17 protein-coding genes are annotated in these 21059 nt (G+C 55.7%); 5 read left to right on the plus strand and 12 right to left on the minus strand.

Annotated features, from left to right (window positions below):
* Positions 1-74: 74 nt before the first annotated feature.
* Both A9753_RS01475 and A9753_RS01480 read right to left on the minus strand, forming a co-directional pair.
* The gene (locus A9753_RS01475) at positions 75-638 is read right to left on the minus strand and encodes a YagU family protein (RefSeq protein ID WP_067780230.1); all 564 of its coding nucleotides are present in this window, start codon (positions 636-638) and stop codon (positions 75-77) included.
* Positions 639-994: 356 nt separating this feature from the next.
* Positions 995-1999, minus strand: coding sequence for a 1,4-dihydroxy-2-naphthoyl-CoA synthase (locus A9753_RS01480; RefSeq protein ID WP_083090178.1), 1005 nt, complete (start codon positions 1997-1999; stop codon positions 995-997).
* Between the two features lie 40 nt (positions 2000-2039).
* Between A9753_RS01480 and A9753_RS01485 the strand changes: the two genes are divergently transcribed.
* Entirely contained in the window at positions 2040-3074 is a 1035-nt protein-coding gene (locus tag A9753_RS01485) for an o-succinylbenzoate synthase (protein WP_218056730.1), read from the plus strand.
* Between the two features lie 230 nt (positions 3075-3304).
* Here the strand turns inward: A9753_RS01485 and A9753_RS01490 are convergent, their stop codons facing one another.
* Positions 3305-4831 (minus strand): AMP-binding protein, encoded by a 1527-nt coding sequence (locus tag A9753_RS01490; protein ID WP_067779178.1) that lies wholly within the window; start codon positions 4829-4831, stop codon positions 3305-3307.
* A 213-nt stretch (positions 4832-5044) separates the two neighbouring features.
* Here A9753_RS01490 and A9753_RS01495 point away from each other — a divergent pair, with 213 nt between their 5' ends.
* Positions 5045-5470: a PLD nuclease N-terminal domain-containing protein gene (locus A9753_RS01495; protein ID WP_067779181.1), complete on the plus strand. Its 426-nt coding sequence runs from the start codon at positions 5045-5047 to the stop codon at positions 5468-5470.
* 21 nt (positions 5471-5491) lie between these two features.
* On the opposite strand, the gene A9753_RS01500 is transcribed toward A9753_RS01495, so the two are convergent.
* The 4 genes from A9753_RS01500 to A9753_RS01510 all read right to left on the minus strand — a co-directional run bounded on the left by A9753_RS01500 (position 5492) and on the right by A9753_RS01510 (position 7514).
* Positions 5492-6280, minus strand: coding sequence for a hypothetical protein (locus tag A9753_RS01500; protein ID WP_245637325.1), 789 nt, complete (start codon positions 6278-6280; stop codon positions 5492-5494).
* A 5-nt stretch (positions 6281-6285) separates the two neighbouring features.
* The gene (locus A9753_RS01505; RefSeq protein WP_067779183.1) at positions 6286-6972 is read right to left on the minus strand and encodes a histidine phosphatase family protein; all 687 of its coding nucleotides are present in this window, start codon (positions 6970-6972) and stop codon (positions 6286-6288) included.
* Between the two features lie 64 nt (positions 6973-7036).
* Positions 7037-7135 (minus strand): 30S ribosomal protein bS22, encoded by a 99-nt coding sequence (locus A9753_RS09385; protein WP_003792170.1) that lies wholly within the window; start codon positions 7133-7135, stop codon positions 7037-7039.
* 160 nt (positions 7136-7295) lie between these two features.
* Complete coding sequence (locus A9753_RS01510; protein ID WP_067779188.1) at positions 7296-7514, minus strand: helix-turn-helix domain-containing protein; 219 nt, start codon at positions 7512-7514, stop codon at positions 7296-7298.
* A gap of 254 nt (positions 7515-7768) precedes the next feature.
* On the opposite strand from A9753_RS01510, the gene tkt reads away from it, so the two are divergent.
* Positions 7769-9910: a transketolase gene (tkt, locus tag A9753_RS01515; RefSeq protein WP_245637326.1), complete on the plus strand. Its 2142-nt coding sequence runs from the start codon at positions 7769-7771 to the stop codon at positions 9908-9910.
* Positions 9911-10498: 588 nt separating this feature from the next.
* On the opposite strand, the gene A9753_RS01520 is transcribed toward tkt, so the two are convergent.
* Positions 10499-12346 (minus strand): phosphoenolpyruvate carboxykinase (GTP), encoded by a 1848-nt coding sequence (locus A9753_RS01520; protein WP_067779191.1) that lies wholly within the window; start codon positions 12344-12346, stop codon positions 10499-10501.
* A 312-nt stretch (positions 12347-12658) separates the two neighbouring features.
* On the opposite strand from A9753_RS01520, the gene A9753_RS01525 reads away from it, so the two are divergent.
* A complete protein-coding gene (locus tag A9753_RS01525; RefSeq protein ID WP_176702701.1) occupies positions 12659-13354 on the plus strand; it encodes an LppM family (lipo)protein in 696 nt (231 codons plus the stop codon).
* A gap of 38 nt (positions 13355-13392) precedes the next feature.
* On the opposite strand, the gene efeB is transcribed toward A9753_RS01525, so the two are convergent.
* The 3 genes from efeB to efeU form a co-directional block, all read right to left on the minus strand.
* Positions 13393-14823 (minus strand): iron uptake transporter deferrochelatase/peroxidase subunit, encoded by a 1431-nt coding sequence (gene efeB, locus A9753_RS01530; protein ID WP_067779197.1) that lies wholly within the window; start codon positions 14821-14823, stop codon positions 13393-13395.
* A gap of 95 nt (positions 14824-14918) precedes the next feature.
* Positions 14919-16259, minus strand: coding sequence for an iron uptake system protein EfeO (gene efeO / locus A9753_RS01535; protein ID WP_089024699.1), 1341 nt, complete (start codon positions 16257-16259; stop codon positions 14919-14921).
* A 41-nt stretch (positions 16260-16300) separates the two neighbouring features.
* Complete coding sequence (efeU, locus tag A9753_RS01540; RefSeq protein WP_067779201.1) at positions 16301-17170, minus strand: iron uptake transporter permease EfeU; 870 nt, start codon at positions 17168-17170, stop codon at positions 16301-16303.
* Positions 17171-17336: 166 nt separating this feature from the next.
* On the opposite strand from efeU, the gene A9753_RS01545 reads away from it, so the two are divergent.
* Positions 17337-18281 carry a hypothetical protein gene (locus A9753_RS01545; protein WP_067779205.1) on the plus strand — a complete coding sequence of 315 codons (945 nt, stop codon included), beginning with the start codon at positions 17337-17339 and terminating at the stop codon, positions 18279-18281.
* Positions 18282-18645: 364 nt separating this feature from the next.
* Here A9753_RS01545 and A9753_RS01550 read toward each other — a convergent pair whose 3' ends face one another.
* Positions 18646-20772 carry a dipeptidase gene (locus tag A9753_RS01550; RefSeq protein WP_067779208.1) on the minus strand — a complete coding sequence of 709 codons (2127 nt, stop codon included), beginning with the start codon at positions 20770-20772 and terminating at the stop codon, positions 18646-18648.
* Between the last annotated feature and the right edge of the window lie 287 nt (positions 20773-21059).

The following is a 21059-nucleotide window of genomic DNA, read 5'->3' on the forward strand; positions in this document are numbered from 1 at the left end:
CTCACTGAGAGGGCCCATATTCAGACATGCTCACTCATGCTCAGCGGCGACGCGCGATCGCTCAGAATTAATGCTCAGCGGAACTTGGCGTCCAAAGGAACCTCAGCGTCAGGTTCGTGGGTGATGCGGTTACGCAGGTCACGGCGCACAATTTCAATGCTCCACAGCCACACCATGTGACCCAGGGCTTCAGAGAAGTGCTCAGACCAGGTCTGGCCACCCTCAACCCAGGGGAAGGGGCTGGGCACGGTGCCCATCAGCGGCATTACCACAAGGTGGGCAGCAACCCATACGAACAGACCGAAGGCCATACCCTGCCAGAGTTTAATCTTGGGCCAGTATTCAGCCACGATGCAGTAGAACAGGGCGAAAACGATAGCGAAAGAGAAATGGATGATGAAAGAGAAGATCGGGCGTTCGTTGTTGTTGAACGTGATCATCGTGTGGGACATGTCGTGGCTCATGCCGAGCTGCTCGAGGAGCTGCTGAGGAGGGTTGGTGGCGTCGCGCTCGGGGGTGCGGGGAGGGAAGGGAACTTCCCAGCCGAACTTCACGATTGCGGAAAAAACGCCGCCAATGAAGCCAACAATAACGGCTTCTTTGATACGACGACGCTTAGCGTCAGTCTTGACGAACATAGCCTTGAGCTTGGTCAGCACAGGGTTCTCCTTGATAAGGGGCGCCGCAAATGCGTGCGCATGAAAATGGCGCACCCACATCACTGACCAGCGTGCTGGGAGGTGGGGGCACGCCGTCGTACCGCGCAACCTTAGCCGCAGCTGAAAGCGTTTCCAAACCTGAAATGAACACAAATTGGACTTTAGTCCTACCGATTGACGTTAATCGGGGGACATATCACACATTCCGCTGGGTGTTTCCTTAAAATATCCCGAAAACCTGGTTGTCGTGCAGCACATGCACATCTCAAGCACATCTACATATACGTACCCTCCAGCATCTCTCAACTACACACAAATGCCCCCACAAAGCGGAATCAGAAATAGTAGGGGAATTGGCTCCAGTCAGGATCGCGGTGCTCCACAAAGGCGTCACGCCCTTCAAGGGCTTCATCGGTCATATAAGCCAAACGTGTGGCCTCACCAGCAAACACCTGCTGTCCAGCAAGGCCATCGTCAGCCAAGTTAAAGGCGAACTTCAGCATACGAATAGCAGTAGGAGACTTTGTAGCCACAGTGGCAGCCCATTCCAATGCGGTGTTTTCCAGTTCAGCATGGTCCACAACCTCATTGACCACACCCCATCGCTCAGCCTCCTGCGCGTCATAGGTGCGGGCCAAGAAAAAGATTTCACGAGCACGCTTATCTCCGCACTGACGAGCAAGCAATGCCGAACCGTAGCCGGCGTCGAAAGACCCCACATTGGCGTCGGTCTGCTTAAACTTGGCGTATTCACGCGAGGCAACGGACAAATCGCACACCACGTTGAGGCTGTGGCCACCACCAGCAGCCCACCCACTCACGGCGGCGATCACTACCTTGGGCATGGTGCGGATCAGGCGCTGAACTTCCAAGATGTGCAAGCGTCCCGCCTGGGCGGCGTTGAGGCGGTCGCGGCGAGCAACCACATCAGCCAGTTCCCCCGTGGGGTCAGCAGCGCTGTCATCTTCATACTGATACCCGGCTTTGCCGCGAATACGCTGGTCACCACCAGAGGAGAAGGCCCATCCACCATCACGGGCACTAGGGCCGTTACCAGTGAGAATCACCGCAGCCACATCAGCGCTCATGCGGGCATGGTCAAGCGCACGGTAAAGTTCATCAACCGTGCGGGGGCGAAAAGCATTGCGCACCAGGGGACGGTTGATAGCGACACGCACCACCGGAAGATCTTCACGCCAGATGCCATCGGCATCCCTGACCACTCCGCGGTGGTAAGTCACGTCAGTAAGATCATCGAATCCTTCAACGGTCCGCCAGCGTTGGGGATCAAAAATTTCGGAAACGGATTCGGGGACCGGAAACATGACTGTTGCGCTCATGAACACACCATAATCGCCCCACCTTCACTATTGTTAGACCGTGGACCTTTCTCTGGCTGAAATTCTTCCCCACGATCGCACTGGCCTCCTTGAAGGTGTGGAGCGGATCGTGGTGTTTGATGTGCCCACCACGACACGTTTTCGTGGGCTAACCCGCCGAGACGGCCTACTTATCCAAGGCCCACGTGGCTGGGCTGAAGCAGCCCCTTTCTGGAATTACAGTGCAGACCAATCCGCTCCGTGGTTGGCTTGCGCCCTGGAGTGGGCCGGAGCAGGCCCTTGGCACAGTTGGCAACCTCCGGCACTAGTCCGTAGACGCGTTGACGTCAACGTCACTATTCCAGCGATTAGTGCCGAACGCGCTCACGCCATGACAGCCATTAGTGGTGCTCGCACAGCCAAAGTGAAAATCAGTGACCATCCAGGTTCTTTCGCCGACGATGCGCTGCGCCTTGAAGCAGTACGTGATGCGTTAGGGCCGAACGGAAAGATCCGTATTGATGTTAACGGCGCCTGGGACGTGGATGAAGCAGTGCGGAATTTACCCCTCCTTGATAATGCTGCCGGTGGCCTGGAGTACTGCGAGCAGCCGTGTGCCACAGTGGAAGAGTTAGCCCAGGTACGCCGCCAGTGTGATGTACCAATTGCTGCTGATGAGTCCATTCGATTGAGCAACCAGCCCCAGGACGTGGTACGCCTCGAGGCTGCTGACGTGGCCATCATTAAAGTGGCACCGCTTGGTGGCATCACACGCGCAACGCAGATTGCCGAAACACTTGGATTGCCCACGATTGTTTCCTCTGCACTTGAAACTAGCGTGGGTATGGCTACTGGCTTACATCTGGCTGGATCCCTGCCGAATCTGGCAGGGGCTTGCGGTCTGGGTACTGTCAAGTTGCTCGGACGCGATGTGAGCGTGCGTCCACTTATACCGGTCCTTCATGAGATGGATGTGCGTCCGGCTTCTATCAGCGCTCCTTTGTTAAAGTCCGCGAGCGCCAATGAAGATGTATCTCAACGCTGGCAAACGCGCCTAATCCATATGCTGGGCGCTTTGTCTCAGCGTTTGCGGTAATGCAGTCCACCAGACGATGCACCTCATGACTTCAGCACAAATCAGGAGACTCACGATAGTCATGTAGTCCGCTAGGCGATGAATTCCCCTCTTGCGCGTACATTCATCGCTTCCAGACGTCTCTACGGCGCGGGCAAGATATCTCAACCGCCTGTTCGTACACTTAATGACAAATAAAAATTGCGGGGACAAATCTGGGCTTTGTAACGCTCATGATAATAGCCACTTGCTTAATGATCTTCTGTACGAAGACGCCGTAGCACTTCTTTGCGGTCAATCTTGCCGATTCCTCGCGTGGGTAATTGATCCGTGAAGACGAGCCGTTTTGGGCGCGAAGGCGCCGGTAGATGTTCTCGGCAGTAATTCGTCAGGCTGATCCGCAGAGAGTCTTCTCGAGAGCAGCGAACAGACTCTCCCCCCTGTACGGACGCCTGGCCAGGAGTTAAATCACTGTTCGCATCCGAGTCATGTTTATTATCGGTGCTCTCCCCGTCTCCTCCGCTTTGCGAAGCACACAGAGCATGGTCCGCCTGCGCATCGGATCGACGTTCTTTAGCCATCTGAATGAGCGCCACGACTTCCTGCCCCCATTCGGAATGCTCTAGGCCAACCACACAACTCGCAACAACGCAAGGGTGCGCATCCAGTACCGTTTCAACATGTTGGGGCTGGACCTTCATACCGCCAGTGACAATGACATCATCAATGCGACCAAGGATCCTCAGGGTCCTCCCATCCCAAAGTCCCATGTCCGCGGTTCGAATTGTGCGTTGCGCCCCCGTACCGGAGAAGTTCGCTTGTTCTTCATCGCTTGCGCTGACGTACCCCAAGGCAACCATAGGGCCGCTTAAACTAATTCGCCCTTCAAGGCTGCCTTCGCTTAGGGGCGATCCCTGTTGAGATTCATCCCGGTTCATTCCCTGAGAATCATGCTCGCTGAGCAAGACGGTAGACACAGCGGGGTCAGTGCCTTTCTCAATAAATACGGAGACTCCCGGCAGTGGTACACCGTTATACACGCATCCACCGGAGGTCTCACTCATACCATATGTAGTTACTACATCAATCCCCTGAGCACGCGCCTGCTCAAGCAATCCGTCTGAGGCTGCAGCGCCACCGAGCAATATCGCACTTACCCCCCGTAGCGCCTCCACTCGCCGCCTGGCATCGGGGTGAGAGGCGTCAAGAAGGCGATGAAGTTGAGTGGGGACAAGGGACATATAAATCGGCAGTGGGTTTTGACCGCTATCCGCAGCGACAACTTGAGCTTGCTCAATGGCTGCGATGATGGCGTTCGGTGTGGCTTTTTCGTCAGCATTGGCAGCGACGATCAATGGTGTTTCGGAGACGATTGAGCGCACCAATACTTGCACTCCAGCTACGTGATGCGCGGGAAGAGCAAGAATCCATACACCTGGCCCCTGGAGCGCCTCATGTGTTGCACGGGCACTAGTAAGAACATTGTCGATGCTCAAAGCCACGGCTTTCCCTTGGCCTGTCGACCCTGAGGTGCGTACAACCAAAGCGGTGGTCTCAGGATAAGTAACAGTAAGGAGATGATCGACTGGATCGTGATCCGCACCTACCGGAATGAGGATCCGCTGTGAATCCACAGCCATCTCTGATTGGTGTTGAGGGAACTCAGGCGCAACTTGCCGCTTCGCCAGTACCAACTGTTCAGCAATCTGGTCCCGTAAATGCTGTACCGCGACCGGATTAAGGCCGCCAACACAGGTGATCACGTCGTGATGAGGCATAGGTGTAGCCTACCGGCCAGCCCTCATGTGACCATCAGGAATCACGACTGTCTTGGGCGCAGTGTTCCATTCCCATTTACCCGAGGGCATTACCGATAATCACTTATCACAAATTAGTACTTGTCACGTTCTTCAACGATGCGGTCGTGCCACCAGCCTTCTTCTCTTACTGGGCTAGCCGAGCCGAGTAGGGCATGTGGGTAAACTAGTACCATGCGCGTTCTCTTCATTGTTTTCCCCATCATCCTGGCGATCTATGCCGTGGCTGATTGTGCGCGCACGCCAGAAAATCTCATTCCGGCCCCTATTCCCAAGGCCCTGTGGTTACTGTTCATCGTACTGTTTACGCCGATTGGTCCCATTGCATGGATTATCATCTCGCGTGTCAAAGCTGCTGAAGAACACAATGGGCGCATTGAGCGGAGTCTGTGGTCATCTGATTCCCCCTCCGCTATCACCATTCCCACGCCTGGTCAGCGTCACCGCACTGCGCCTGACGATGATCCCGAATTCTTAAAAGAACTCGCTGAACGCCTGCGTAAAGAGCATGAACAACAGCCCAAGACGAATGGTGATAATACGGACGGCACTGATAGTGCGACGTCGGAGGATGACGATTCGGACAACGCTAGTTTCTGAAGTCTAACGACTCCCACGAACTTACATCGTAATCGATGACTGTCCTCCGCCGGGCAGTCGCGGCCATGAACGTGTGTCCACGTCATACCCGTAGGCACGGGCATGCAAGAACCAGTCACCCGGTAGCCATGAGCGCGTGGTCAACTGGGGGTGATCGGGTAAAAAATGAGCAGCCCACTGCACCATGACGAGTTCGGCCCATTGGCCACGGAGCATCCACCGCGCACTACCGTGCGCGTTGGCAGCGGCGATGATGATTTCACCGGGTCCCGTGACATGGCATTCCTGAATGTCATTGAAACTCACCGACATGATGCCCTCACCTGTTGCCAGGTAAAGACCATGAGTGGAGACGGTCAGACGCGCGTATGCGAGATGGCGCCATTTTTCAACGGCGTCTTGTTCAGCAGCCTTTTTCTTCTTCTTGTTCATGGCTGCCTGCCCGCCGAAGAATGCTGCGGTGAGGGCTAAACCGACAGGGCCACCTGCAAGGAAAAAACCGCGCGAAGGATTGTATTCGGCATTGCCTTTTCTCCACATCAGCATCTGGGCATCACAAGTCCCCAGCATCACTTCATCGGGACTAAATGCGCGACGCACCGGGTCCACTACAGGTGAGACAGGATGAGGACGCTGGCCTTGACGAATGGATGTCAGCACACCTGCGGTGTTCCACCAGACGAAGTCCTGGCTTGTCCAGGGGCGCTGCGGTATAGGGCGAGGGCCAGTAGTGAGGTCCAACGAATTCTGCGGAACAATTTCTCGGGTATTCGGTGCAGACTGTTGGAATGGCGAAGATTCGCTAGTCATTGCAGTTAGTCAAGTTCCTCGTAAGGCACAGCTTCCGCGGCAGCAGAGGTTCCTGGGACCATATCTGCGGCCTGGCCAAGCAAATGCGCTGCGGGCTCCCAGTAGGACATCCCCACGAGGGTACGGTCATCAAAAGTTAATGACGTCAGTGATGCTAGTGAACACTGGCGCTTACGTGGATCGTGAGCCAAGGGACGGCCTTCGACGAACAGGCGCATAGACCACACAGGAAGTTGGTGGGAGACGAGGAGGGCTTCGTGCCCCTCAGCATCATCAATAGCGTCGCGAACTGCTGCGCTCATACGGGCAACCAGGTCAACGTAAGGCTCCCCCCAACTGGGGCGCAAGGGATTGATGTAGTAGCGCCAATGTTCTGGATGAGCCAGAACCCATCGGTTGCGGTTGACCGGAACACCCTCAAAATGGTTATCGGCTTCGATGAGTCGCTCATCAATGGTGGGGGTAAGGCCATAGGCCTTGGCGGTAGGCGCACCTGTTTCTTGGGCACGTTCCAGCGGCGAGGTAATCACATGGGTAATGTCATGACCGCGGCTGTGCAAAGCCTCTGCAACAGTCTGTGCCATCTGATCGCCTAGCGCCGAAAGGTGATAGCCAGGCATACGGCCGTAGAGTACCCCTTGAGGGTTGTAGACCTCGCCGTGGCGCATGAGATGAATCGTGGTACGTGCCATAAAGAGATTCTACCCCGGACAAAAAGCAGGCCCCGCACCGGTTTAGGTGCGGAGCCTGTCAAGGTCACTTCTTATTGCGACGCTGGTGGCGAGTCTTGCGAAGCAGTTTGCGGTGCTTCTTCTTGGCCATACGCTTGCGGCGCTTCTTAATCACGGATCCCATGGGGTTACCTCACAGTAGATTTTGTGCCCGGACGCACCGGAACTTCGGACGGGGTCGGGCACGGCCGACCACACGGATTGCATTAGTATAACGCGTTTTTCCAGGCCTGTTTTTTGGCCTAGATCACTAAAGACCCTACTAAACGTGCGAAAAGTGATGCTCAGGAACCGGTGGAAGCGAGACCTTCAGTCTCCCAATCACCCAGGCCAGCAGCAAGGAACTGCTCAACAGCCCGCTCTGGGACACGAAAGGAACGACCAACGCGCATAGCAGGAAGGTCACCAGCGTGCACCATACGGTAAACGGTCATCTTGGAAACACGCATCATGTCCGCCACTTCAGCAACGGTCAGAAAGGTAGGGGCCTTTTCCTGTGGCATTGTTATTTATCCCTTACATCACGATTATTCCGCTGGGTGCGGCGGGGGTCTGGCACCAATATACCCGCCAGCCCCACACTCCGCATAGACCAAAATAATCACGTTTGCCACTTACGCCACAGGCACCACCGACACACTATTCCCCATATCAGGCACAATAGAGACGTCTACCAGCGGCGATACATGCCCACCCAGCCTACGCTGGAAGCGGCAACTCGACGTCGGCACTCACGACGAACAACAGAAAGAGCACGATGACAGCCCTTATGCCTTCTCGGCCCTGGACATGGACCTCAACTGACACCCGCGCAGTGGCACTGGCCAAGGCCTTAGCCGCAGATGCAGTCGAAAAGGCCGGATCCGGCCACCCCGGCACCGCCATCTCCCTGGCCGGCGTAGCATACGTCCTCTACCAACGCGAGTTGCGTGTTGATCCTGCCGCCCCCACATGGCTCGGCCGTGACCGCTTCGTCCTCTCCGCAGGTCACGCCTCTCTCCTCCAATATGTCCAGCTCGCGCTGGCAGGATTCGGCCTGGAAATTAGTGATCTAGAAAAACTGCGCACGTGGGGATCTCTTACCCCCGGTCACCCTGAGTACGGCCACACGGATGGCGTCGAAACCACTACTGGCCCCTTAGGTGCAGGCTTCTCCAACGCCGTAGGCATGGCTATGGCCGCCCGCTATGAGCGCGGTCTTTTTGATCCCGACGCCGAGTGGGGCACCTCCCCGTTCGATCATTACGTCTACACGGTGGTCGGTGACGGCTGTCTACAGGAAGGCGTAGCCTCCGAGGCCGCCTCACTGGCCGGAACCCAGAAACTGGGCAACCTCATCGCTCTGTACGATGACAACAATATTTCCATCGAAGGCAACACTGACCTGGCCTTCACCGAAGATCCCTCTGCACGTTTCGAAGCTTACGGCTGGCATGTGCTGGATGTGGACTGGACCAACGGTGGCCAGCGCTACGAAGAAGACTACGAAGCTCTCCACAAGGCTTTTGAAGCCGCACGTGCCGAAGTTGACCGTCCTACCCTTATCCGCCTTCACACAGTCATTGCTTGGCCTAGCCCCACTAAGCAGGGCACTGCAGGTTCTCACGGCTCCAAACTCGGCAGTGACGAACTAGCGGGTCTCAAGAGCGCCCTGGGCCTGGATCCTGAAGCCATGTTCCAGATGGATGACGACATCCTTGAGTACACCCGCGCCACTGCTGCTCAGCAGGGCAAGGAGTTACATGACGCATGGCGCGAAGCACTCGACGCATGGCGCACCCGCGCTTCTTCTGAGCGTGTTGAACTCCTTGATCGTCTCCAAGCTGGCGAACTTCCCGCCAACCTCGACGCAGCATTGCCCACCTTCGAAGCAGGTAAAGCCATCGCCACCCGCGCCGCCAGCGGTAAGGTTCTTTCCGCCATCGGCGAAGTCATGCCTGAACTATGGGGTGGCAGCGCCGACCTCGGCGGTTCCAACAACACGACTATGGATAGCTCCTCATCCTTCCTCCCCGCAGCACTTGCTGACGAAGTAGGTGATGGCGGCCCCTACGGGCGCACCATTCACTTCGGTGTTCGCGAGCATGCTATGGGCGGCATTCTCAACGGCATTACTCTGGACGGTCTGACCCGGGCTTACGGCGGTACTTTCCTGGTCTTTGCCGACTACATGCGTCCGGCTGTTCGCCTGGCAGCGTTAATGAAGGTGCCCACCATTTTCGTATGGAGCCACGATTCCATTGGGGTGGGTGAAGATGGCCCCACTCATCAGCCTGTAGAACACCTGGCTTCTCTACGTGCTATTCCTGGCCTATCTGTGGTGCGCCCTGCAGATGCCAATGAGACTGCTGTGGCATGGAGTGAGATTCTTCGTCGCACCGATGGCCCTTCCGGCATTATTCTCAGCCGCCAGAACCTCCCTGTCGTTCAGCGCACCGAGGGTGCTGCCACCTCGGAGGCTTTCGCTTCTGCTGAAGGTGTGCGCCGCGGCGCTTACGTTCTAGCTGAGTCTTCTGGAGTTCTTGAAGGTAAAACCGAGAAGCCTGAGGTCATCCTTTTGGCTACTGGATCTGAGGTGAGTGTCGCGCTGGATGCTCGCGCCGAGTTAGAAGAGGCTGGCGTGGGTACTCGCGTGGTAAGCGTTCCTTGTATGGAATGGTTCGCCGAGCAGGATGCTGACTACCGTGAACAGGTTCTTCCATCCACTGTGCGCGCACGCGTCAGTGTTGAAGCCGGAATTGCTATGGGTTGGTCCGATCTTCTCGGTAGCGCAGGTAAAGCCGTATCACTGGAACACTTCGGTGCTTCTGCTGCAGGGACCTTACTATTCGAGAAGTACGGATTCACAGGCTCCAACGTGGCCTCTGTGGCGCGTGAACTCCTTGAGGCCACGAAGTAACAGTTGACTAGACATCACTCTGGCCCGTGCCCATGCAATGGTTGATCCATTGATGGGCACGGGCCAGAGCAACGTGTGGGGCCCGAGGCTAACGCCTCGGGCCCCACACTCCCATGTACTGGGAATCGGTGATCTCCAAATCCCTAAAGAAGAAAACGTGCAACCATTACTCTGAAGTGGATGTGGTCAGAATAGTCGAAGATGACCCAAGCCGAACGACCACCGAAGTATTTATTCTACCGCTCGGACTGATTTATTTTGAGTAAAACGCACCTTTTCGAATGATGATTTTGACACGTTTTCTCTTTCCTCCATCAACGATGCGACGTATTGCCCAATATTTCAGGCCTAAACACTCACCCCATCAAGGCACCATTCACTTTTCACCATCGCTCCGCGCCTGGCGCTAAAACACCAATACGCTCATGGTAAAGACAAAGCGATGCTCCATCGTGAACGTTTACTTTAATACCCTATACACGGAGGTGGCCCGCCCCGCGAATGCGGGGCGGGCCACCTCTCGTTGCAGTCACCCAATCCTTATAGCGTTATCAGTCCAAAGGATTGAATAGTTGCAAGGTAAATGACTCAGGCGTTCTGAGCTTCAGCAATGCGCTCACGGAACTTGGCCAGCTGCTCGGTGATTGCCTCAGGCAACTTGTCTCCGAAGGTAGCGAAGTAAGCTTCGGTGTCATCCATTTCAGCGGCCCAAGACTCGGGATCGATGTCGAACATCTTGTCCCATGCCTCGCGATCCACATCCACACCTTCGAGGTTGAAGTCCTCGAACTTGGGGTAGCGGCCGGTAACACCGTCGATTGCCTCGACCTCGCCGCCTGCACGGCGGACAATCCAGTCCAGAACGCGGCTGTTGTCGCCGTATCCGGGCCAGAGGAACTTGCCATTCTCGTCCTTGCGGAACCAGTTGACCTGGTAGACCTTGGGGAACTTGTCGCCAAGTTCCTTCTGCATGTCCAGCCAGTGCTGCCAGTAGTCGGCCATGTGGTAGCCGCAGAAGGGGAGCATGGCGAAGGGATCGTGACGCAGGGAACCTGCCTTCACGTCGGTAGCAGCAGCGGTAACCTCGGAGGCCACAGCGGCACCGATGAACACGCCGTGCGCAGGATCGTACTGCTCGGCAACGAGGGGCACGTTGGTAGCGCGGCGGCCGCCGAAGAGGATTGCGTCGATGGCAACACCCTCAGGTGCTTCCCAGTCCTCACAGATGATCGGGCACTGTGAAGCAGGGGTGGTGAAACGTGAGTTGGGGTGTGCAGCCTTCTTGCCCTCTGCAGCATCGGCGGGGGTGTAATCGTTACCCTGCCAGTCAATGAGGTGCTCGGGAACCTCGGTGCCGATACCTTCCCACCACACGTCACCATCGTCGGTCAGTGCGACGTTAGTGAAGATGGTGTTGGACTTCATGGTGTCCATTGCCATGGGGTTGGTGTCGTAGGAGGTGCCAGGAGCAACACCGAAGAAGCCAGCCTCAGGGTTGATAGCACGCAGAGTGCCATCGGGGCCGGGGCGCATCCATGCAATGTCGTCACCAATGGTCTCGACCTTGTAGCCAGGGATGGTGGGCTGGAGCATGGCGAGGTTGGTCTTACCACATGCGGAGGGGAATGCTGCGGTGACGTGGTACTGCTTGCCGCTCTTCTCGTCGGTCAGGCGGAGGATGAGCATGTGCTCGGCCATCCAGCCGTCACGACGAGCCATGGTGGAGGCAATACGCAGTGCGTAGCACTTCTTGCCGAGCAGAGCGTTACCGCCGTAGCCGGAGCCGTAGGACCAAATCTCATTGGTCTCAGGGAAGTGAGTAATGTACTTCTCTTCGTTGCAAGGCCATGCAGTGTCCTTCTCGCCCGGAGCGAGGGGGGCACCAACGGAGTGAACGGCGGGAACCCAGGGACGACCTTCGTTGATGAGGTCCATAGCCTTAGCACCCATGCGAGCCATAATGCGCATGTTGACAACCACGTAGGGGGAGTCAGTGATTTCGATGCCGAGCTGGGAGATGGGGCCACCGAGAGGACCCATGGAGAAGGGGATCACGTACATCGTGCGGCCGGCGTAGGTGCCGTCGAACTTCTCGTTGAGGATCTTCTTCATTTCTGCCGGGTCGTACCAGTGGTTAGTGGGGCCGGCGTCCTCTTCCTTCTCAGAGCAGATGAAGGTGCGGGACTCAACGCGAGCAACGTCGCTCGGCAGGGAGCGTGCGAGGAAGCAGTTGGGGCGCTTCTCAGGGTTGAGACGGGTGAACATGCCGGACTCAACCATTTCAGTGGTGAGGCGATCCCATTCTTCATCAGAACCGTCACAGAAGTAGACGGATTCCGGCTTAGCGAGCTCGGCAATGCGGGTGGCAAAAGCGATGACATCCTCAGGTGCGTTAGCCGGTGCGGCGGCGCGGACGTCCTGCTCAGACACAGTCATGTGTTTATCCCTCTCGTTGGGCATATTGGTGTGACGACGATTTCGTCTTACGGGCCTTATTCTCCCTCTTTCAGAGCGCTAAGTCACCTCCAAACGTCCTAGCCGTGAGGCGGACCACATGATTGTTTCTGTACGTTTTTGAGGGTTCTCGGCATATTTCTCCATGTTTCCGCACGAACACGTAAGTTATGCCCAGAGAAAAAGAAGACATGTACCGTTCTCTATATGAGGACTCATCTCCGGCCTGCCCTGCCAGTTATGTGCATCACCGCCATGATGTTGAGCGCTTGTCAAGCCTCTCTCGACATGACCATGACTGAAACACACTACGATTCAACGATCTCCTGGTCAGACCCGAGCCATCAACTGTGGACCGGAGAGATGACCTGTGACGCCGTAGCCGCCCCAGGAACACTCGGCATCGATGCCCCCTCGGTCACCGTTTCAGCAGCTCCCGCTGCTGATTCCCCCAAGGACGGTTGCCTCATCTCGGTCTCAGGCGTTCCCATTGCCACGAACGGAGAGGAAGGCAGTCTGGTCAGTAAAGAAGGTGACATCATCACTGTCACCCTCCCCGCTATTGGGGAAGACGCCACACAGTCACCATCCGCCACCCACTCCCCCACCACTAACACCAGTCAGGCACAGACCGACTCCAACAATTCAACAGAAGGCGACGGCGCGGCGTCGCCCTCCTCAAAAAGTGACGATTCTTTCCAAGGTGCCGTTGACGCAAAGGTCACCATGACATTCCCCGGTCCCGTCATTGAAGCGTCAGGAGCACGCATTGACGGCAATACCGCAACATGGACGAATCCTGATGACATTGCTATGGGGCTTCATGCCACCGCCTATGTTTCTCAGGCCGCCGCAGACAATGCCGGCTACGCCGCTAGGCACGAGTCCTTTTTCTCCAAGTACCAGCCCTGGATTGCCGGCTTATCACTGACCGCCGTCATCGCTGTGGCTGCCTCGTTAGTAATGAAACGTCGGCGCCACTGTGCCTAAGCAGCGTGACGCCGACGAAAATTGTCCGATGATTATCCTCAGTCGGTGAAGAGGTCTGCGAACACCATCGTCTCGTGCTCCTTCATTCCGCGAGGCACAGCGAAGAGGGCTGAGCCCTGATGCTGGAGGTACTCGTCAAGAGCATCTTCCTGCGTCATACGGCTAAGGATCGGGTAGAAGTTCGTTCGGGGATCGCGTACGAATGCGATAAAGAACAGACCCGCATCAAGTTGGCCGAGTGAATCATTGCCGTCGGTGTAGTTATAGCCACGGCGGAGCATGCGCCGGCCGCCATTATTTTCCGGGGCAACGATAGCCACGTGAGAGTCGGATGGAACCATGAGTTCACCCTCATCATCCGTTGCTTCAAAATCCATCGGGGTGAATTCGTCCTTGCCGCTGGTCGGATCGGCCATGCTCAACGGTGCACCATAACGCTTGTCACGCCCGAACACCTGTTCCTGCTCGATCAGGCGCAGGCGGTCCCAGATTTCGGCCATCATCTTGATTTTGCGGGCCACGAAGTACGTACCGCCCTCCATCCAGGCAGCATTGTCATCATCCCCAGGCTGAACCCAGACGTGCTCGTTGAACTCGTCAACGCTTTCCTGGCTCTTAATGTTGTTGGTGCCATCCTTGAAACCAAAAAGGTTACGAGGGGTTTCCTGCTCCACTGAGGTGGAGGAGGTGCGTCCATATCCAATCTGCCCCCACCGCAGTGCTGCGGTTCCAAAAGCAATGCGCGTCAGGTTACGCACGGCGTGCACGCACACCTGAGCATCATTGGAACAGACCTGAACGAGGAGATCACCGTTGGTCTGACGCTCTCGCAGTTGTTCGTGAGCGAAGACGGGCATGCCCTCATCAAGGATGGCAGGCATCTTGTCCTTCAAACCAAAGCGATCATTGCCATCAGCGTCCACAAACAGTCCCTTGCCCACCCCGAAAGTGATGGTTAAACCGTTGGGAGGATAGCCCCAAGCTTCACCTGAGTCCTTGGGCGGGAGTTGTTTATTGGCACTAGGCTGGCCACCAACAAGTTCACCAGCACACATCTGTTCGGCAGCAACCGACCATGCCGCGAGCATCTTTTCGAGGTTCTCACGCTTGGTAGTAGTAATGTCAAAGGCCACCGTATACATGTTGTCCTGGGCAGGAGTGGTAATTCCTGCTTGATGCTCGCCACGGAACGGGTAGATGGACAGTACAGGTTCCGTGGGGGCACTGCGGTCCGCAGCGGCCCAACCACCAGCAAATCCTGCCAGGCCCGCCGCAAGCGCACCTGCTCCGAATCCGGCAAACATTTTGCGCCGCGAGGTGGCATGAACGGGGCAACCGCCAGCGCCTGCGTCTACTGCCCCTTCCTGAGCGGGTGTACTCGACGCCTCGTAATGAGACACGGACTTTTCAGATTGGGCAGACGAATCATGCCCAGCATGCATCGGGCAACCAGATGGTGGGGTGCTCATTTTCGGTGAACTCCTTCAAGCAAGGTGCCCCAGGGGAATCATTTATCCCCCTGGGGCGGCGATTGACTAGTGAAAGTCGCTCGTCATGATGTGAATTAGTGAAGAACGGTTCCTGCGACCTGGGACAGGGATTCACTCAGTGCGTTCACAGCGTCTGAGAGTTGTTTCTGTTCCTTGGTGTAGGAGCTGGCGTCAGGTGCTTCACCTGCGCCATCCTGGACGGATGCAATTTCAGAGTAGTCGCGGTAGGTGGTGGCACCATCAGCGGTAGTTCCGGTCTCGTACTTGGCCAGAAGTTCGTTCACGGCTTCGAACTGCTCGGTGATGGTCTTGGCCAATTCGGGGTTGTTCTTTTCCACGATGGCTTCAACGTTGCCATAAGCCACTTCTGCGCCTTCAACGTTAGCCTTGAAGTCGTAAAGGTCGGTGTGAGAGAAGGTTTCTTCTTCACCAACGATCTTGCTGTTCGAGACCTCTTCGAGGAGGGCTGCGGCACCGGTAGCCACATCAGTCAGGCTCAGTTCGAACTTGCCGCCAGGGCCGTCGATCTTGCCATAGACCAAGTCGTAAAGTTTCTGAGTGTTCTCAACCAAATCATCGGCTGCAGCCTTGCGATCCGCTTCGGACTTCATAACGAAGGGAGAATCAGGTGAGGGCGCCCAGAGATCAGCCTCAATACGGTGCCAGCCAGTCCATCCATTAATGACCTCGGGGTCGGTTACGCTCTTGCCAGCGTCAGCAGCCAAGTCCTGAATACGCAAGTCCATGGCAGCATCAAGGTCGCCTGCTTCTTCCAGGCCGAAGGCTTCCGCAGTAGGCTCAATGCGTTCGTAATGCTGGCGAGCCAGGGGGAAGAGTTCACGAGCCTTATCCATATCACCGGCGGTGTATGCAGCAGCGAATGCTTCGGTAGCAGTGAGGAGTTGGCCCACCTGGTCACGCACGTAAGCGGTGTAGTTAGTTACTGCTTCTTCTTCGAGTTTCTGAACATCTTCAGAAACAGCAACGGATTCACCCTTAGTGACCTTAACTTCGGTCACGCCAATCAATGCACCCACCATATTGGGCTTACACGCAGTGAAGTAGGTTCCTTCATCCAAAGCAGTAGTCAGGGACGCCGTGGTGCCTGGGCCGATGTTCTCCTGTTCGGAGACAATCTGAAGTTTGTTCTCAGTCAACACCTCAAATTCATTAGGAACAGAGCCGTTATTGGTGATGTTGAAGGTAACCACGCCGGAAGGGAAAGAGGCAGATGAAATAGAGCAATCGCCGTCGGTCATATTGACGGTGATGACCTGCGGTTCACCTGCTGCCTGGTCACCGGAGCCAGAGGCTGCGGGTTTGTTGTCTGCACAGCCTGCGAGGGTAAGCAGCGCGATCACGGGAACAGCCACGGCAGCGCGACGTGCTCGTGAAATAAAAGGTGCGGCAATCATGTGATTCCTTATGGTGTGAGAGGGGGTAACCAATAAAGCTGTCAGGCCGCTGCAGCAGCGGCAGCAGGAGCAGGACGGGGAGATGAAGTATGAGAGATGCGATAGAGCATGTAAGTGACCGGGATGATGTAAACCCACCACGCCACTACCTGCAGAACCGTGGGGTTGAGATTGACCTGGAACATGGCGTTACCAACTTCGTAAAGCCAACGAATCGGTGAGTTAACACCAGGAAGATGTGCAGAGTAGTCCCAGGCATGACTCATGATGCCCGGCAAGACTCCGGCCTCTTGAAGGTCACCTACACCGTAAGAAACGATTCCGGCAGCAACAATGACAAGGAAGTAGCCAGTAACGGTGAAGAACTTGCGCAGATTAAAACGAATAGCACCGCGGTAAAGGGCGTAGCCCAGAACAAAAGCGAGGATAAGTCCACTAAGCACGCCTGCGGTGGTGGTAAGGGTAGAGGTTTCCACGGAGGACTTCACGGTAGTCCAAATGAAAAGTGCAGTCTCTACACCTTCACGCCCCACTGCAAGAATGGCAATCCACACCACTCCCCAGCCAGAAGCGTCTTTAGCAAGACTTTGAGCCAATGAGTCCTCAAGTCCACTTTTTAACTCACGAGAGTTACGGCCCATCCAGGCGATCATCCAGGTCACCATGGCAACGGCAATAAGAGAAAGGATGCCGCCAAGGATTTCTTGCGCCTGGTAAGTCAGAGTCTTGGGTCCCCAGGTGAGTACTGCGCCAACGGCTAGTGGGAGTAAAGCCGCCAGCGCAACGCCGATCCAGAGTTTCGACAAAGCATCCCGGTGGTTTGCTTTCACCAGGTATGCAGCGATGATTCCAACGACTAGCGCTGCCTCGAGCCCTTCGCGCAGGGCGATGAGGAGATTGGCGACGAACATGGCGTCCTTCAGTTAGGCATTAAAAGCAAGGTAAGGCTAACCAAAACTGCATTTTATAGCAACAACACCTTTGCTTAATTATTCTGACATGACGCCACTTTCTAAAAAATGGCCATTTTTCGTTGAATCACCGCGCTATCGAAGCAATTCGCGATACGGTTGATACATGTCACACTCCACCACACGCACCCCGCGAACCCTCCGTGCCGTCACTACTGGTGCCGCAGCAGCACTTGTTGCTCTGGCTGGCGCAGTTGCACCTCTCGGTGTACAGCCCACCGCACAGGCACTCGACTTGGCCACCATCGACCAGACCATCGTGATCCACGACGATGACACCTTTGATGCCACCATCGCCATCACCGATATGAGCGGCCTTGGCTTCCTCGACGAAGAGAGTTGCACGTCCTGGGCGGAATCTGAAAAGGCTACCGCCAATGGCGCCACAACTGACTTCGTTGATGGCGGCGACGCTGCTACCTGCACCATCACCGCCACCGGAATGCCCATTGCTGACTACACCGCTATCACCCACGTTAATGACCTCTACATCTTCGATGACGTTTTCGGTGGAAACCAGGAAGGCATGACCTCCAACCTCTCCATCACCTTCCCCGGCGAAATCATTGAAGACTCCGGCGGCACGGTTGATGGCAAGACCGTTTCCTTCGTCAACCCCGACGTGGTGCATATTGAGGCCAAGGATTCCTCCAGTTCCATCATGGGAATCATCCTGGGCATCATCGTTACCCTTCTCCTTGTTGCCGCAGCCGCAGTGGTCTTTATTGTGCTGAGCAAAAAGAAGAAAAAATCTCAACCCACTTACCCCGGCTTTAGCCCTCAGGGTGGTCAGCCCGGAATGGCCCAGGGTGGCCAGCCCGGTATGCCCCAGGGTGGCCAGCCCGGTATGCCTCAGGCTCCCCAGGGCGGATACACACAGCCCGGTTACGGCGTATCCAACCAGCCCGCCCCCGGTCAACCCATGAATGGCCAGCCGACCCCCGGCTACAACCCGCTGGCACCTGGCGCACCTCAGGGCACAATGCCCCAGCAGGGCGCTCCTAACCAGCAGCCCGGCCAGAATCCACAGAACGGCCCCTACGGCTACTGAGCCTTCTCTCATCCTTCTCTCGCATCCCCGTGGAGTTAGCTATCAAGGTTGTTCCACGGGGATGCGTGGTTTCCTCGACAACAGAACGAACACCTTCGACTAGTTACCGGACTGCCAGCAACAAATCGACCCCAGAAAGAACCGACTCCACGGCGCATAGTGAGATTCTGGGACGTGCAACAAGACCAGCACATGAATGAGTTGTCAAACTGCTTACAAGCCTCACGCACACGACAGAACGACAGTTCTCGTTTGTGAACATCTCACTGCCAAGCCAAGCGATGACAAAGGTGCCCGCCACGAATAGTTCGTGGCGGGCACCTTCACGTTAACGATGGTCAATGATAGCCATCAGGTAAAACAGTCAGGCTTTGATACGACGTACTGCCAAGGCAAGTCCGCCAGCAACAACCATCATTCCAGTCAGGGCCAGCAAACCAGCATCTGCACCGGTGCGAGCAAGGTCCGCTTCACCCTTACCTTTCTTAACTTTCTTGCTGACAGCCTTGGTCTCCTTTTCCTTGGCAGGAGCGGATGGGGCAGCAGTAGAGTGCTCAGACGTATCAGCGGGAGCGACGGTAGGTTCTGTAGGAGCAACAGACTTCTGAATCAATGCCACGCGCCCCACCTGCTCAGTCTGGAAGGAAATGGAATCGTCCCCGACCTGGTAAGGCAGAGTGTGGCGACCTTCCCCGTCAACGGCTACCATTTCCAGGCTTCCCTTATCCATGGCCGCCTTGGTGTCAGCATCCACAGGGATGGTGAAGGTGGTCATACGATCCAGAGTTACCGCACGTTCTGCACCGTAGGGAAGTTTCTGGACAAGGCTCATATCCCATGCACCAAGAACGCTTTCACCTTCGCCTGCTTCAACAGTGGCGTCCTGAATACGGAACACGGTGGGGAGGATAACCTGCCCAGGAGCCGCCGTCATGGACGCACCGTTTTCGGCAACCAAACGATGCTCAGTGTTATACACATCGAGGCTGGCGTGTAACGCGGTAAGGTCATCGAATGCTTCCCAAGAAATCGCGGTGAACTCATTAGTGGCAACGGCCGCTGCTTCCGTAGGATCAGAGGCAAGGAGTTGAGTCATCTCAGCGTCCTGTGCGGGACGTGCCTTAATGGCAGGATCCTCGATCATATTGAGGTATTCACGGACCGGAGACTGAAGGGTTTCACGGTCAGCGTCCACAGCAAAGTTCACTGCACTGGCGAGCCAGTAGTAAGACTGCATGTCATCTTCATTGAGGGAAGTGGACTGCATAGGCTCAATGGTGGAGTTGATGTTGCCATAGTAAGGAAGGTACGGGGATCCCTGAGGAGTGCCGATAGTCTGCCACATAGTTCCAGGAACCTGCTCACTCAGACCAGATGCAGGGATCTGGATAATGTGAGCTTCCATAGTGTTGGTATTACCAATGGGATACGCGGCACCTTCCACAGGCTTTCCATCAAGTCCCTTGAGCCCTGAATCCACAACAACCTTTTTACTCAAGGCTTGAAGTCCAGGATCAACCTTTTCAAAGCGGTTACGCTGCAAAGCCATGAGATCTGCAATATTTACCTTGGTGAAATCACCTGAGGGGTGGTTAAGAAGAGGGTAAGAATCATCATGGATAGTTACCGGAGATCCAGGATCGAGGAACTTAATACCGGACCACACACGCGAAGCATTACGCTGATCTACCCCTTGTGGGTTGTAACTGCCAGCAGGATTAAAACGCCCGTCAGTTTCCGTGTACGTGCCGGCTTTCTTAACAGTTTCCACGATCCCGTCTGAACAAATGAAAGTAGTGGGATCGCTACAGTTCTCGAAGTTCAACCAATAGGCGTTAGGCATAATAGAGAATGCATCCGATGGATACTTCATAGCGATGTACTGGTGCCCGGAGTAAATCTCCATGTACCACACTTCATGCTTATCAACAGCGACAAGAATATTGCCTTCGCTAGCACCATCTTTATCGATCAGTTGACCCATTAACTCAACGGCTTCTCGCGCACTCGTAGCGTTAGCCAAAAGCACGGTGGCCAGGAAACCTTCCGTCCATCCTTTCTCGGTGTACGGGTCAACGGGAACAATGTCAGGCTCCTTACGCGATCCCACAACATGTGCGTTAGATCGTGCCGAGATAGTGGCATCGATGGCAACACCTGCCGAGTTAAAGCCAGCCTCATCAAAACGACCCTCTTCGGGTGTCACATCAGAAATTGATGTGTATTTTAGAGAGTCTTTAGGCTGTGTGTATGTCACACCAGTTTCAGCACCAGTAAGGACTGTGCCGGCAGAGTACTCCCCTGCTTCATGAACAAGCAGACGCTTAGGATGACGCTGTTCAAGATCTTCGGTACGGCCAACAAATGTTGAACCGTCTTCAGTGAGGTCAGAACCTACGATCACACCGGTGCATGCACTCGCTGGCGTTGCGATTGCCAGTGTTGCAGCCAGGGTGGTGAGGTAGGCAAGTGGCCTTGCCAGTCGTGCCATGAACGTCCTCCTTGACGATTGAGTAATGTGGGCCGAGGATGCAGTACCCACTCGTGGCCCTCACCACTGTACTAGCGTCGCTAAAGTCACTCTAGGGACTAGGGTCACTTTTTGTTGTTCACCTCTTTTACTGGGTATTCGACGCCGCGTAGTAACGACACTCCCCCTCCTCACCTTCTTGCATCAGCCCGACCCTCACCTCACTTCCCTTTCCTTCATGTAGACAAGAACGGGCGCGCAGACAATACATCGAAATGGACATCAGTAAGGGGCGGGGCAATCACTGT

The sequence above is a fragment of the Actinomyces vulturis genome (genome assembly GCF_001687305.1).
In the GTDB taxonomy this organism is placed as follows: Bacteria; Actinomycetota; Actinomycetes; order Actinomycetales; family Actinomycetaceae; genus Actinomyces; species Actinomyces vulturis.